Here is a 12,144-nt window from a genome sequence, read left to right on the forward strand (position 1 = left end):
ACAAAAGGAGATTCTACGGGATTAGGCACGAGTCACCACCACGAAGGGTCCAATAGTAGTGGTATTCCAACCTTGAGCAAATACCGCTGGATTGAATTTCACCCCTCGGAAGCGAACATTAGGATTATTGGGATAGATATCTTCTGCCAGGTCATAGTTCCAACCAGTAGCTTGAGACTCGGCATCGGTGGAACCCCGGAAGATAAACACTTCTGGGGCAGTCCAAGGTGCTTGTGCTAGTGCTTCTGAGAAGGCGGCGGGTGTATCAAGGACATCCCAGCTGTCTTTTGCCCACTTTTCAATAAGTGCATTACGCTGATCGAACTCACCTAAAGGATTAGCATAATGGCTGGTAAAAGCCTGGAAACCGCGATATGGGTAGAAAGACATGAAATTTAACTCGTCGCTGAGTACCACGGTTTGGCCAGGAATAAAGCCCTTGGCTAGGAGATGCTCATTGATCTCGCTGTAATATTGTGCAGAATCAGCTGGATAGCGATCGGCTCGTTGGCCAAAACCATCGGTATCGGTATGAGCTAAATCAATAGAATGTGCCAGGCGATAAGGAATATTTTGTGCATATTGCAGCCCGCCTAGTAGAAGCACCACACTCATGGTGATGGTGATAATACGAGAGGTGCGCTCGCTAAATTGCACCGGATAAAAACGGTGGATTGTGGATAGGCGAATATCGGCAAAAGCTAAAACACCTGCGGTTGCTAGCAGTAAAGCCACTGCGGTATCGAGACGGAAACCTAACAAAGTGAAACCTGCCAGGGTAGCTGCCATGGAGGCAACAATCCATAGATAGAACAACACCAAAGATAAACCCATCAGGCGAATATCGGGATCCATAGAACGAGCGATGAGATAAATCAGACCGACCATACACAAAACACCGACGACACTTGCCGAGAACATTGGTGCTGGAATTAGGGTGCCTTCGGTAGGAAGATAGTGACTTGCCGTGGCGCCAGAAATGTGATGACCAGTGATAACCGCCCAAAAATACGGTCCCCACACAATAAGTGCGATTGCTATTGAGCCAACAGCGACGATAAACATACGTAGTAGTGGTCGCCAATTTTTAAGTACACAGACACTAAAAATACCTGTGAGGGCGACAAGGCTCAGCGCGATAACAGCGGTAAAAAGAGTGTAGGTAGAAGCAGAAACCCCAAGGTATATGGTTAGCCCCGCAATAGCGAAGCGATCACCATGAATAGCATGACGGCACACAATAATAGCTGCAGGAATTCCTAGCGCAATAATGCCAGCATAGGGCTCTTCAGCGCTGGATACGATCATTAGACATGTACTTACCAGGGCAATGGCAGTGGCAACAACGAGGGATCCACTTAAGCGTTGCCATACTGGCACCAGAATGCTGCAGCATGCAGCGAGTGAAATAAGTGCCCATGGTTGGAATGCCTCCCAACCGGTAAAACCAAGAAGATTAGCGTAGCGTCCGCCAAGCCAGAACCACAGGCTGGGATAATAAGAAGGCAGATCCAGATAGTTCATATCTGAAGGTAGCCAGGTATCGGTCATCCGGGTTAAAAATTGCGTGCGGAACCCCTGATCAACGCTAATTCCATCAAGATATAATCGTGTCGACGATAACGGAATACCTAAGGTACTTACTACCAAACCCGCAGGAGCTACATAGGCAACCAGGTAGGTTAACCAGGTACGCCAGCGGCTAGCAGTTACCTTATTACGCTGGTCAATTGCCCACCAGATCAATAATCCACCAGTAACCGCAAGCAGGGTAAAGGTGGTAGCGGTAGTAAGTGCGCGGGTTACTAGTGAGCCACCAAAAGCCGGCAGGGTTACCGTGCGCAATAGGAACCACGATATTTGGGTAAAGAGTGCGCCGATAATACCGGCAGCGATAATGCTTATTAAAGTGGCTTTTTTGGATAGCCGATCGGGCTGGAATACCTCGTCGATAAGCCTAGGTCGATTATCTTGATCCACGGAAGTCATGGTTATTAGTCTGACACATAAGGGGAGTAATTCCCGGATCATTTCTTAGTGTGCGCAACTTATCCGAAGAAACTTTAACGATAATGTCAGGTGCCGCTTCCAACACGCATGAAGCCGGCTGATGCTCAAGCAATCAACCGGCTTAGTGGGTGCGTTTTCTTAGAATGGCAGTTTTCGGAAAATAGACTGTGGGATCAGCTTGAAACCGAAGGCGACATATTGGAAAAGTGGGTGCACAAAAAGGCTAGATTTCTTAGCCAAAGTAGCCTCCACAACAGCGGTAGCCACGTCTTCTTTATTCACGGTTAGCGGTGCCTGGCCAGCATCAGCACTCATCTTAGTGCGTACTTGACCTGGACGAACAACGAGCACATTGACCCCTGAATCGCGCAATGCTTCACCGAGGTTAACGTAGAAACCATCCATACCTGCTTTGGCGGCGCCATAGACAAAGTTGGAGCGACGCACTCTCTGGCCGGCAACAGAGCTTAATGCCACAATGGTGCCGTGCCCTTGCAGTTTGAATTTTTCGCCCAGCAATACTCCGACAGAGACTGGCGCGGTGAAGTTGGTTTCCACGCTTTCTACGGCGACCTTTTGATCCTGCCAGAGCTGCTCTTGATCCCCAAGGGTACCAAAGGCGACGATGGCAACATCGACATCACCTAGGGCAAAAGCAGTATCGATAACACCGGGGTGGCTGTCGAAGTCGGTGGCATCAAAATCAAGCACCTCAACGGAGGAAGCACCGGCAGCGGTGATTTCTTCTTGGGCGGCGTCGATGCGCGGTGAACCAGCACGAGCAGCAAGCGTGACGTGTGCGGGACCTTTAGCTAAAAATTCCTTAACAATGGCGAGACCGATTTCTGAGGTGCCACCTAGAAGAAGAATATTTTGTGCTTTACCTACTGCATTAAGCATAGATTTCCTTTCTTATTGAGCTAACGCGAGGTTAGCTGAGCTCCAGGCGGCGAGCCATATCAGAATTAAAGACGCCCGTAGGATCAATGTCGTGGCGGGTCTTAAGCCAACCCTGCATACCCGGATACATCTTGTGGAAGTTCTCTGCCGAAGTACGTGATTCTTTAGCTAAGTACAAGCGACCGCCGAATTCCATAACCCGACGATCCAAATCATCGAGGAACTCACCCAAACCTGGCTTAATTGGGAAGTCTACGCATACATTCCAGCCTGGCATTGGGTAACTCAACGGGGCTCGGTTACCCTCACCGAAGAGCTTGAACACATTCAATGCTGAGTAGTGACCAGAACGCTGAATATCGCGCACGATCTCCTTGAATGGTTCGACAGCCTCACGTGGCACAACGAACTGATACTGCAAGAAACCACGGGAACCATAGCCACGGTTCCACTCACCAATAAGATCAAGTGGCTGGTAGAACTGGGTGAGGTTTTGGATCTTGTTCTTGTAGGTGCCAGACTTTAGCCACCACAACTCACCGATAGCGATCATCGAATACTTGTTCATCGTAAACGATGGGAAAATATCGGGCACGGTTATAAGTTGTGGCGCATTGAACTTCAGTGGATCCTTTGCCAACTTAGGAGAAAGCTCCTCAAGCTGAGCAAGGGTAGCTAGTGAACCACGCGAAATAGCAGCACGACCAAGTTTTGGTTCTGGGCTAATTGCATCAAACCACGCCGAAGAATAGGTGAAATTAGACTCGGAACCATCAGAGTGGAATTCCACCGTCTCGTCGAGGTTAGCGGTGAGATCACCATCGGCAATGAAGTAGGCCGTTTCGGTCTTGGTCATCTTAATGGTGGCGCGCAGAATAATGCCGGTCAGACCCATACCACCAACAGTTGCCCAGAATAGTGTGCCGTCTGGGTCATCTGCGGAACCTTCCGGCTCTAGATGTAATACGCGGCCATCAGCAACAAGGAGTTCCATAGAGGTGACATGGTCGCCGAAAGAACCAGCCGAGTGGTGGTTTTTGCCGTGAATATCAGGTCCGATTGCGCCACCAATGGTGACCTGGCGAGTACCTGGCAGCACTGGCACCCACAGACCATAAGGCAATGCGGCCTTCATGAGCTGGTCGAGGGTAACGCCACCATCAACATCGACAAGTGCAGTCTCTGGGTCGATGGAGTGGATTTTGTTTAGCGGTTGCATATCGATAACCAAACCACCAGCATTTTGGGTGACATCGCCATAAGAGCGACCCATACCGCGGGCGATCACACCACGCTTGAGGTAATCTGGTTTATCTGCATTAATATCAGCGACGAGCTTAACGGCCTTAATGATCTCCTCTGGGTCGCTGGTAGCTAGTACCTGCGCGGTGGTTGGAGCAGTACGCCCCCAACCGGTGAGGGTGCGAGCTGTGGTATTTAGTTCCATGAGCCTTATGCCCACCTTCTTCAATTACGATTTGGGATGATAATTGTTCGCAACCCACCATACCGCTGTTTGCTCACAGAGACAGGAAAGAAAAATGTGAGATTTCTTTGTTTTGTTCTAAGAATTATCGAAGAATCGGGCGCGAACAAACATTTTATGGATGCAGTTCGTCTCGTCGTCTGTAATCCAGACCGCATTGTGCGGGAGCTTTATCTGGGCTGAGATAAACGAAACAAATTATAAAGATGTGCCCTTGACGTGCCTCTAAAGATCAAGTAGTTGCCGGATTTCTTCTGGTAACTCTTCTTGGGAAGTAATCTGCGGCCCGTCGTAAGTGTCGAGGATCTCATAAACGCGCACTCGGGAAGAAGAATCGAGCAGCGGCAATTCCTCGGCAAGCATGCGGGTCATGAGCTGATTCATGGGCGTATTGGTTAGCTCGGCGGCAATATGACCCGGCTCTTCTTTCTTCTTAAACAGTCCAAACATACCTCCATGCTAGTCGTTCACTGGCTACCTATGAGGTGAATTTTGTCTACTCTGGGTTTCATGAGCACGCCGACTCCTTTTATCTCGCTTGCAAGGATGAACCATGCTCGCTGATCTCATTGAGCTTTCCGCTTTTCGACGTGATCCCACGCGCACCCCGCATACTGTGATTTTAAGCCTGAATATGCAGGTAGGTGATGAGGAAATAATTCGCCACTTGGGCATTAACGATGGGTTATCACTGAGCGAGCTTTCCTGGGCAATTAATATTTGCTTCGGGTTAGCTCATGAGCAGCCACCATGTTCATTTAGCTACCAGGGAGATAATTACGACCTAGAAACCTGTATCCACACCGTATTGAACGACTCGAAAGCAACCATTGCCTATTGCTGCGGATTATGGACCATTGATATTGAGGTCATTGACATTATTATTCGCGATCAAGACACCCCCGATATGTTGTGTATTGGTGGGTGTGGCGCGCCCAGTGGCACCTTTGATCTTTCCGCAATTAATCAAACCCTGACCGGCACCCAGCTTATCGACGAGGTGCTTTCTACCTGTCGGGCAGAGGTACGCGCACTGATTCGCCGCAGTGGATTATATGATTTTGTTTCTTTATTTCAGGCCATGGACATAGCTAAATATGCCGATTCTAGAATTGCTAGAGCGCAGTTACCGCTAGAAAAAGATGTGTTTGCCCGAGACTGTTTCTTTGCCTATCTGCTCGCCCAGAGTTGTTTCAGCGATGAATCACTGACTGCTGAAATTGCCGAAAGCATTATTGTTCAGCTAGGACATACACACTTGTCCTATGAAAAAATTTGTGAGTGCGCAGCGGCGTCGATAAGCGCTTTGGAAAAACTCAGTGCCGGAAAGTCGATCCTGGAACGACTCGATATTTACCGTGGATTGCTTGCCCGGCTAAGATAGCCAGACGTGATCGAAGAACGCGCAAGCCTGAAAACCCAGTTAAGCCGATTTATTGGGGTGGGCATTATCTCTGCCATTGTGGATCTTGGCCTCACCTTGATTCTGCAATCATTGGGTTTGCATCGGCAGGTAGCCAAGGGTTTTGGCTGGGTAGCTGGTACCGCAACAGCCTACGTACTTAACTCCAAGTGGACGTTTAATACGCAGACCTCTACTAGCTCGGCGATCGCGGTAGGCTTGCTGTACCTATCTACTTTCGCGGTGCAGAATTTCCTTTATTGGGTAACCGATTCCCCCTTGCATGCGCTGGGACTGATTGGCACACCTAAAGATGTGGTGGCTTTTGTGATCGCCCAGGGTGTGGCCACCATTACCAACTTTGTGGTGCAGCGCGTTTTCATTTTTAAATAAGACACACAACAAGCTTGTATAGCAGGGCTAGCAGGCACGTTCGACGTGCCCAGCTAGTGTGCTTTGCGCTTGAGGAAACTGTCCTAGGGACGGTCGAATTTTTCGCTACGGCCTAACCGATGTAAAGATAGCCACTTTTTAAAACCAGCGATATCTTTGCGCTGGATAAGGAAGAACCAACCAAACCGGGCATACTCTTGGAGGAGTAGCCGGCGCATTCCTGGTTGATTCATTAAATAACCACGGTTTCGATAGGTGAAAAACCGTTTAGCCTCATTATCAGGATATTGAGTATGCATCCGACCACCCAAAATAGGTTTAAACTCATCGGAACCATCGGGGTGAAGATACGCCGCCTGCAAAGAGGTACCAAAAGCTAGCCCACTACGTACGAGACGACGGTGATATTCCACCTCATCACCTCGGATAAAAAGTCGGAAATCTGGTACCCCAATACGCTGCATTGCATAAGCAGAAATCAACGCACCATTAAACAGTGAGGCAATACCGGGCAGGAAATCCTCGTCGCCAAGCTCGGAGCGATAACGCCGCCAGCTAGTGCCACGACGTAACGGAAAAGCCAACCGATCTGGCTGCGCTACATTGCACACCACCGGTGAGACCTCTTCGAGCTGGTACTTGCTTGCAGTAGCAACCAAAGTGGCCAACACATGCTCATTTTCTGGATGCCCATCATCATCGGCACACCACACGGCATCAGCGCCCAACCGCAAAGCCGTCAAAAAACCGAGCGCAAAGCCACCCGCACCACCTAAATTATGCTTGCTAGATAGATATACTCCGCGGTGGCCAGCAATATCTTCCAAGAGCTTTTCGACGGCAGGATCAGCACCATTATCAACCACAATAATGTGTTTGACTGGGTGAGTTTGCCTAGCAACCACCTCAAGCGAGGTACGCAGTAACTCCACGCGGTGATGAGTCACAATGACGGCAGCAATCGTATCAGTGGCAGCAATAGGCATGAAGATTATTGTTACATATCTTGTGCATCATCTGCGTGATTGGCGTCTTTTATATTATCGCCATTCATACGTTGAATTAACCTGCGCACATGATCGCCGGCACCCTTGCCTTCATAGGCTTCAACAACCTCAGGGATAGCACCGGCTTGTTTAATCTGACCGTGATCAATCCACAAAGCGGTATCGCATAGTTGCGCTAAAAAGTCATTGGAATGGGACGCAAAAACCAAAATACCTGAGCGAGCAACCAACTCCTCTAGGCGCTTGCGCGCTTTATTCATAAAGGCGGCATCGACTGCGCCGATACCTTCGTCGAGAAGCAAAATCTCGGGTTCGATAGAAGTAACCACACCCAAAGCTAACCGAATTCGCATACCCGTGGAGTAAGTACGCAGTGGCATAGATAAGTACTCGCCAAGCTCCGAAAACTCTGCGATCTCATCCATTTTCTGCTTCATCTGCTTGCGTGTTTGGCCAAGGAAAAGCCCACGAATAATGATGTTCTCGTAACCAGAAATTTCTGGATCCATACCCACCCCGAGATCAAACACCGGGGCAACCCGACCGCGCACATGTGCCGAGCCGCGAGTGGGCTCATAAATACCCGAAAGCAGGCGCAATAAGGTGGACTTACCAGCACCATTGTGTCCAACTAACCCTACTCGATCACCCTCGCGTAAGTGGAGATTAATATCGCGTAGTGCCTCAACAACAACAGTGTTGTTCTGGTTGCGTCCGATTGCACCCCCGGCAGCACCAAGGAAAGCTTTTTTCATAGAGCGAGATTTTGCATCAAAGATGGGGAAATCCACGCACGCGTTGTACGTATCAATAGAAACCATGGATTCTCCTTATACCCAATAGCTCACGCGGAAGCGCCACTGACGCATAGCCAATAAAGCCACGCATACACCTACAATTGTGCACGCCAATACTACCCACCAATGGTAGGCCGGTAGCTCGGCACCGATCATTGGAGCACGAATAATCTCAAGATAGTGGTACAGCGGATTAAGCTGTGCTAGCTTAGCGCGCTGAGAAATCTCGCCGCCTTGTTCATACAACGTAGAAGTCATCCACACAATGGGGGTGACATAGAAAAGTAGCTGAGTTCCCGCCTCCAAAAGGGGGGCAACATCACGGTATCGAGTAGCCACAATGCCAAAAAACATTGATACCCATACGCCATTAATAACCAAAAGCGCCATCGCCGGGACAGCAAGCAACATATCCCAATCCAATGGACGTGGAAAAATAATCATCAGGATAACCCAGATCACCAGGTTATGTGCCAAGAAAAGCGTTTGCTTCCATACCAAGCGATAAACATGCACCGATAGGGCAGAAGGAAGTTGCTTAATAAGCCCCTCATTATCAATGAATACTTCGGAACCTTCTTTAATACACCCGGAAATAAAATTCCACATGATCAAACCAACAGTAACGTGCGGTAAGAAAGTGGCCACATCAATTTTGAAAAGCACAGAGTACAACAAACCGAGCGCAACAGCCATCACACCAGTAGCAATAGTGATCCACAAAGGACCAAGCACAGAGCGACGATACCTTTGTTTAATATCCTGCCAACCAAGTTGGAGCCAGAGCTCATGTTGAGTGAACCCACGCACAAGATCATTCCAGGCGGCTGAAAAAGTTTTAGACTGAGACGGCTGTGGGTCTTGCTGATCCACAAAAGTGATACGGTCTATCTTTTCCGTAATCATTGCGATGTCCTGAGGTTCATTTGAGTGGGCTTGTTCGTGCACATTTAGCTAGCCTAGCTGCTCGGGTGCAAGTATTGAATCTGACAGGCATACTTAATAAACGAAAAGGTTGCTTGGTACAGGAGTTCATGGATGTCTTTCGACGTTGCTCGGGTGCGCGGTTTATACACCTCGCTTAGTGATGGTTGGGTGTACCTCAATGCGGATTCTTCCCCGCAAATACCCGAGTCAGTATCAGCTGCAACCGCACGCGCGTTTCGTAATGCGCCCCTTATGGATAACAGTCAATCCACTGGAACCCATGCAAAAAACCAGCTCACCCTAGGTAGTGAAACTATGGTGGCCACCGCGCGCCGGGCGATTGCCGATCTAACTGGCACAGTGGAAAAAGCAGTTTTCCTAGGACCGAGTCTAGAAACCATTTATCACCGACTAAGCATTGCGCTCGCGCCTTTACTACGCCACGGCGGCGAGTTAATTTCCACCCGAACAGCCACACACACACTTGATGTGCCCGTGCATCGTTACGCCGAAAATGATCTCGGAACCGGTGAAATTCCGGCATGGCAATATCGCGATTTAGTCACCGGGGGTACCCGGTTGGTAACCATCAGTAGCGCCCACCCTCAAGTGGGTACCGTCAATAATATTGCGGAGATCGCTGATATTACCCACTCACAATCACGTGCTTGGGTGCTTGTCGACGCCACCGCCTGCGCCGGTATGCGCGATATTACTTTCAATACTCTCGGTGCAGACATCATCACCGTAGATTGTGCAGCCTTTGGGGGGCCACACATTGCTGCCGTCGCCTTTAGAGATGTCTCCATGTTTCCGCGCATGTACGTTGAAACACTACGCATGGATGTTGCCCCAGGACTTGCCGGTGGGGTATCGGCAGCAATTGATCATTTAGCTGATCTTGATGAGGACGCACTCGGAACCCGCAAAAAACGCCTCAAAGCCAGCCTGGCTGCTTCTGGACAGTATCTAGAACGCCTAGGAAACTATCTGGTGGATTCACTCAGCGTGCTGCCAAAGATCCATTTGCTCGGTATTAGCGGTGAGCTTGCTTCCGGAGCACATGTGGATCGACTGCCTAGAGTGAGTTTTATTATCGAAGGCGTGCCCGATGAAACTATCTTCAACCGGCTACTATCACATGGGCTGGTGGCAAGTATGACCCGTCGAGACGCGCTTTTAGAAGCTATGGGCATTGATGACACCCAAGGTGCGCTGACCATTGGCCTGCATGTGTATAACACCACCAACGATATCGACCAGCTTGTACGCACCATGGCCAGCCTGGCATAGAACAAAGCGGGTGAGTCTAGTACAAAACCTAGTGCACCCGCAGCTGGTGGCCGGTTACTGGTTAGAGAGTAAGAACAATTTTCCCAGTGACCTCCCCGGAAGCCAACATATCGTGCGCTTTTTGCGCCTCTGCTAATGGCATAGTGCTGTGGATTTGATGCGTAATAGTGCCGTCGGCAAGCAAAGGCCAAATGTTTTTAATGGTGGAAGCAACAACTTCTGCCTTGCCCTGCTTATCACGCGAACGCAGCGCGGTAGCAGAAATACTAGCGCGCTTAGAAAGCAACAAACCTAGATTGAGCTCACCTTTTACCCCGCCTTGTAAACCGATGGTGACCTGATGACCATGCTCTGCTAGAGCTTTGACATTCCCAGGAAGATATTTCGCCCCCATAATGTCCAAGATACGATCGCATTTACCCTTAAGAATCTCAGAGAAATCTTCCTCCCGGTAATTGATCAGAATATCTGCGCCAAGCTCTTGACACCGAGCCAATTTCTCTGTGCTACCAGCAGTGACAGCCACCGTAGCACCAATATGTTTAGCAAGCTGGATGGCAAAAGTGCCAATGCCGCCCGCACCACCATGGATAAGCACAGTATGCTCCGGAGCAAGACCAGTGAGCATACCTAAGTTTGACCATACAGTTGCAGCAACCTCGACAATAGCGGCAGCTTCAGCGAAACTATAGCCTTCCGGAAGCGGCATGAGCTGTCCTTCCGGAACCGCAACATACTCAGCGTAGCCGCCTCCGGCGAGCAAACACGCAACCTTTTCCCCCTTGGATCGGTTGGTAGTTCCAGGGTCCTCAATCACACCAGCGCAATCCAGACCTAGAATCTCAGATTCACCGGCAGGCGGGGGGTAGTGCCCAGCAGTTTGGAGCAGATCGGCACGGTTGACACTTGCCGCAGAAACTTTAACCAAAACTTCCCCCTCACGCAGTACCGGAGTATTAACTTCGCCAAGGGTGAGTTTTTTATTTTCAGTGATGATAATTGCCTTCATACCCCCTAGATTAAAAGAATTGCTAGGGTTTCGGCTACACTCTTCTACGCGCCCACAAAAATGGGTGATGGAAGTGTGGCAGAGCGGCCGAATGCACTGGTCTTGAAAACCAGCGTGGGGAGACTCACCGGGGGTTCAAATCCCTCCACTTCCGCCAAAATACGAAAACCTCAGCCTACATGTGTGGGCTGGGGTTTTCTTTTGTTTGTGGTGGTGGGCGGATTCTAGGGGTCGTTGCAACACCTTCGAGTGATTGGAGTTGTTGTAGTGGGCGTAAAGACTTGTGGGGGTGTACGGGGTACAACTCTTTTGGTATGGCATGTTTATGGCACGGTGTTATGCGTGAGATGGCCGCGGAATCAGATTCGAAATTCGAAAAAGAGTATGCCGTGGCCATTTCGAAGGAAGGTTAAGATATTTTTTGCCGATCTTTGAAAACGAGGCCTGCCATAGCTGCTTGGAAGAAACACTGACTGTGCCAGTTAAGAAACGACACACTCACTGAACAGGTTTCGGCTTAATCCGTAAAATTGCCTAGCGATTGTTTTTAAGCGCGCTATAGAGGAGCGCATGAGAAGTAGCTTACAGCCCCAGCACCCGAACTTGTTTGCTACGAAGCAAGAAGCTGAGCGGTTCCTATTGCAAGTATCCGAGAACTGAAATTAGATGTAGCTGCCTGTGTTGTTAGAGGCGCGCCGGGTGTTGCCTTGTTGGCGCTGTTAAACAGATGGCCGAGTTGTTACTGGGGTTCGTAGATGTACCTAGTGTTTCCACGACTTTTAGAATGCGCTAGTTTGACAACAGGATGCAACCATGACATTACATGCATGCTTTTTGGGCTAATAACCAATTGGAGATTGCTATAACCATGGAGTAAATGTCTGTGTTGATTTACCAGTGGGGACGGTTAATGAATTTGA

General features: G+C 49.4%; 11 protein-coding genes and 1 tRNA gene. 4 read left to right on the forward strand and 8 right to left on the reverse strand.

From position 1 onward, the window contains the following. Positions 1 to 21 precede the first annotated feature (21 nt). The 4 genes from UL82_RS00330 to UL82_RS00345 form a co-directional block, all read right to left on the reverse strand. Positions 22 to 1,989, reverse strand: a complete 1,968-nt coding sequence (locus UL82_RS00330; protein WP_046438316.1) for a galactan 5-O-arabinofuranosyltransferase — start codon at positions 1,987 to 1,989, stop codon at positions 22 to 24. Between the two features lie 159 nt (positions 1,990 to 2,148). Beyond that, positions 2,149 to 2,910 carry a decaprenylphospho-beta-D-erythro-pentofuranosid-2-ulose 2-reductase gene (locus tag UL82_RS00335; RefSeq protein ID WP_046438318.1) on the reverse strand — a complete coding sequence of 254 codons (762 nt, stop codon included), beginning with the start codon at positions 2,908 to 2,910 and terminating at the stop codon, positions 2,149 to 2,151. Positions 2,911 to 2,941: 31 nt separating this feature from the next. Continuing rightward, on the reverse strand, positions 2,942 to 4,357 hold the full coding sequence (locus tag UL82_RS00340) for an FAD-binding oxidoreductase (RefSeq protein WP_046438320.1): 1,416 nt from the start codon (positions 4,355 to 4,357) through the stop codon (positions 2,942 to 2,944). Between the two features lie 264 nt (positions 4,358 to 4,621). Then, positions 4,622 to 4,846, reverse strand: a complete 225-nt coding sequence (locus tag UL82_RS00345; protein ID WP_046438321.1) for a hypothetical protein — start codon at positions 4,844 to 4,846, stop codon at positions 4,622 to 4,624. A gap of 103 nt (positions 4,847 to 4,949) precedes the next feature. Between UL82_RS00345 and UL82_RS00350 the strand changes: the two genes are divergently transcribed. Both UL82_RS00350 and UL82_RS00355 read left to right on the forward strand, forming a co-directional pair. Beyond that, entirely contained in the window at positions 4,950 to 5,780 is an 831-nt protein-coding gene (locus UL82_RS00350; RefSeq protein WP_046438322.1) for a hypothetical protein, read from the forward strand. Positions 5,781 to 5,786: 6 nt separating this feature from the next. After that, positions 5,787 to 6,191 (forward strand): GtrA family protein, encoded by a 405-nt coding sequence (locus tag UL82_RS00355; RefSeq protein ID WP_232009496.1) that lies wholly within the window; start codon positions 5,787 to 5,789, stop codon positions 6,189 to 6,191. Positions 6,192 to 6,274: 83 nt separating this feature from the next. Here UL82_RS00355 and glfT1 read toward each other — a convergent pair whose 3' ends face one another. From glfT1 to wzm, 3 genes are read right to left on the reverse strand one after another with little or no spacing between them, the layout of a single operon-like run. After that, positions 6,275 to 7,177: a galactofuranosyltransferase GlfT1 gene (gene glfT1, locus UL82_RS00360; protein WP_046438323.1), complete on the reverse strand. Its 903-nt coding sequence runs from the start codon at positions 7,175 to 7,177 to the stop codon at positions 6,275 to 6,277. Positions 7,178 to 7,188: 11 nt separating this feature from the next. Then, positions 7,189 to 8,019, reverse strand: a complete 831-nt coding sequence (gene wzt / locus UL82_RS00365; RefSeq protein WP_046438324.1) for a galactan export ABC transporter ATP-binding subunit Wzt/RfbE — start codon at positions 8,017 to 8,019, stop codon at positions 7,189 to 7,191. A 9-nt stretch (positions 8,020 to 8,028) separates the two neighbouring features. Further along, the gene (gene wzm, locus UL82_RS00370) at positions 8,029 to 8,901 is read right to left on the reverse strand and encodes a galactan export ABC transporter permease subunit Wzm/RfbD (protein ID WP_046438325.1); all 873 of its coding nucleotides are present in this window, start codon (positions 8,899 to 8,901) and stop codon (positions 8,029 to 8,031) included. Positions 8,902 to 9,033: 132 nt separating this feature from the next. Here wzm and UL82_RS00375 point away from each other — a divergent pair, with 132 nt between their 5' ends. Then, positions 9,034 to 10,215 (forward strand): aminotransferase class V-fold PLP-dependent enzyme, encoded by a 1,182-nt coding sequence (locus UL82_RS00375; protein WP_046438328.1) that lies wholly within the window; start codon positions 9,034 to 9,036, stop codon positions 10,213 to 10,215. Positions 10,216 to 10,276: 61 nt separating this feature from the next. On the opposite strand, the gene UL82_RS00380 is transcribed toward UL82_RS00375, so the two are convergent. Next, positions 10,277 to 11,224, reverse strand: coding sequence for an NAD(P)H-quinone oxidoreductase (locus UL82_RS00380; protein WP_046438329.1), 948 nt, complete (start codon positions 11,222 to 11,224; stop codon positions 10,277 to 10,279). 69 nt (positions 11,225 to 11,293) lie between these two features. On the opposite strand from UL82_RS00380, the gene UL82_RS00385 reads away from it, so the two are divergent. Continuing rightward, a tRNA-Ser gene (locus UL82_RS00385) sits at positions 11,294 to 11,381 on the forward strand. Positions 11,382 to 12,144 lie beyond the last annotated feature (763 nt).

The sequence above is a fragment of the Corynebacterium kutscheri genome, assembly GCF_000980835.1.
Taxonomy (GTDB): Bacteria; Actinomycetota; Actinomycetes; order Mycobacteriales; family Mycobacteriaceae; genus Corynebacterium; species Corynebacterium kutscheri.

Bases quoted from the DNA above. Each gene is read 5' to 3' on its own strand.
- UL82_RS00330 (WP_046438316.1), bottom strand. From the start codon at position 1,989: ATGACTTCCGTGGATCAAGATAATCGACCTAGGCTTATCGACGAGGTA.
- UL82_RS00335 (WP_046438318.1), bottom strand. From the start codon at position 2,910: ATGCTTAATGCAGTAGGTAAAGCACAAAATATTCTTCTTCTAGGTGGC.
- UL82_RS00340 (WP_046438320.1), bottom strand. From the start codon at position 4,357: ATGGAACTAAATACCACAGCTCGCACCCTCACCGGTTGGGGGCGTACT.
- UL82_RS00345 (WP_046438321.1), bottom strand. From the start codon at position 4,846: ATGTTTGGACTGTTTAAGAAGAAAGAAGAGCCGGGTCATATTGCCGCC.
- UL82_RS00350 (WP_046438322.1), top strand. From the start codon at position 4,950: ATGCTCGCTGATCTCATTGAGCTTTCCGCTTTTCGACGTGATCCCACG.
- glfT1 (WP_046438323.1), bottom strand. From the start codon at position 7,177: ATGCCTATTGCTGCCACTGATACGATTGCTGCCGTCATTGTGACTCAT.
- wzt (WP_046438324.1), bottom strand. From the start codon at position 8,019: ATGGTTTCTATTGATACGTACAACGCGTGCGTGGATTTCCCCATCTTT.
- wzm (WP_046438325.1), bottom strand. From the start codon at position 8,901: ATGATTACGGAAAAGATAGACCGTATCACTTTTGTGGATCAGCAAGAC.
- UL82_RS00375 (WP_046438328.1), top strand. From the start codon at position 9,034: ATGTCTTTCGACGTTGCTCGGGTGCGCGGTTTATACACCTCGCTTAGT.
- UL82_RS00380 (WP_046438329.1), bottom strand. From the start codon at position 11,224: ATGAAGGCAATTATCATCACTGAAAATAAAAAACTCACCCTTGGCGAA.